At 43.2% G+C, this 1703-nt stretch carries 1 protein-coding gene; it reads left to right on the forward strand.

The window, feature by feature from the left end:
* Nucleotides 1-1703: isopeptide-forming domain-containing fimbrial protein (locus tag O3640_RS10840; RefSeq protein WP_371586869.1), on the forward strand; the 1703-nt coding region annotated here is incomplete at both ends.

Below are 1703 nucleotides of genomic sequence, written 5' to 3' on the forward strand. Positions count from 1 at the left end.
ACTGTACCGCAAGATGCGACAGCCTTCTCTATCAGCGATAGTTTAGTTCCAGTACTTGAATTTGCTGGCGAAGATGCAGAAGCATCTCTCACACTCAATGGTGAAAAGCTGGGTGCAAAACAAATCAAGTTGAAAGACCAAACCATCAGTGCTGAGTTGACTGAAGAACAAGTCAAAGCAAACGGTGGTAAAGAAGTTGTCCTCAACTTTAAAGCTAAGATTCGTGAAGGTGCTAACCTAGCAGACTACATCGAAGCAGACGGTGTAACGCGTGTACCAAACAAAGCGTCTTATGTGGCTAACTTCCCACACCGTCCAAAAGTTGAGAAAGATTCAAACATCGTCCCAGTGACTCCTCCATCACCAGAAAATCCACCAGTTGAGAAGAAGGTTAATAACAAGCCATCCGCAACTCTGGACAGCCGTGATGAAGAATTCACTTACACCATCGATACGAAAGTACCTGTCGATGCGACTGGCTTCAAGATTACCGACGAATTGAAAGACGTTCTTGAATTCTCAGGTAAGAAAGGCCAAGCAGAAGTCACAGTAGATGGTGACAAAGATGTGATCGAAGATTCACAAATCACTGTAGATAAACAAGTTCTGACAGTGACTCTGACGAAGGATCAAGTGAAGAAATACGGCAATAAAGCTGTTCATGTAAGCTTCAAGGCTAAAATTCGTAAGAATGTCAGCCTGGCAGGCTACATTGAAGCAGACGGCGTAACTCGGATTCCTAACATTGCTAAATACATCATCAACGATGATCCTAAGACAGAAAAGAGCACAGAACCAGTTCCAGTGATTCCACCAAGTCCAGAAGAACCTGGTATTAAGAAAGAAGTGAATGGTCAGCCAGAAGCAACGCTGAAAGAACGTTATGAAGAGTTTACTTATAAAGTAACAACTTCTGTACCTCAAGATGCGACAGCCTTCTCAGTATCAGATACTCTTGTACCAGTATTAGAATTCTCAGGTGAGAAAGGTCAAGCAACAGCGACTCTCGATGGCCAAGAAATTGATGCCAACCGTATCAACGTTGCAGACCAAACAATCTCTATGGCTCTGACAGAAGACGAAGTGAAAGCAAATGGTGGTAAGGAAGTAACCTTGACCTTCAAGGCTAAGATTCGTGAAGGTGCAAACTTGTCTGACTACATTGAAAAAGGTAAGACTAGCATCCCGAATACAGCTTCTTACACAGCAGGCTTCCCAAATCGTCCAGAAATCCATAAGGATTCAAACAGAGTACCAGTAACTCCTCCAACTCCAGAAGAACCTGAAATTAAGAAGGATGTCAATGGTAAGGAAGAGGAAACACTGGCTAACCGTAACGATGAGTTCACTTACCACATCAATACGAAAGTACCGTTTGATGCAACAGCCTTCTCTATCAATGATGAGCTGAAAGACGTTCTTGAATTTGCAGATGGAACAGGTCGTGCGACTGCTAGCCTAAATGGCCAAGCTCTTGATGCCGATCGTATCTCAATTAATGGTCAAACCATTACTGTGAATCTAACCGAAGAACAAGTCAAGAACAATGGTGGTAAAGATGTGAACCTAACCTTCACAGCTAAGATCCGCCAAGGTGTCAACCTATCTGGCTACATTAAAGATGGTAAGACTAGAATTCCGAATAAGGCAAGCTACCGAGTGGACTTCCCGAACAACCCAGGCGTAACTAAGGATTCTAATGA

Source organism: Streptococcus sp. 27098_8_75, from assembly GCF_041432475.1.
GTDB classification, from domain to species: domain Bacteria; phylum Bacillota; class Bacilli; order Lactobacillales; family Streptococcaceae; genus Streptococcus; species Streptococcus gordonii.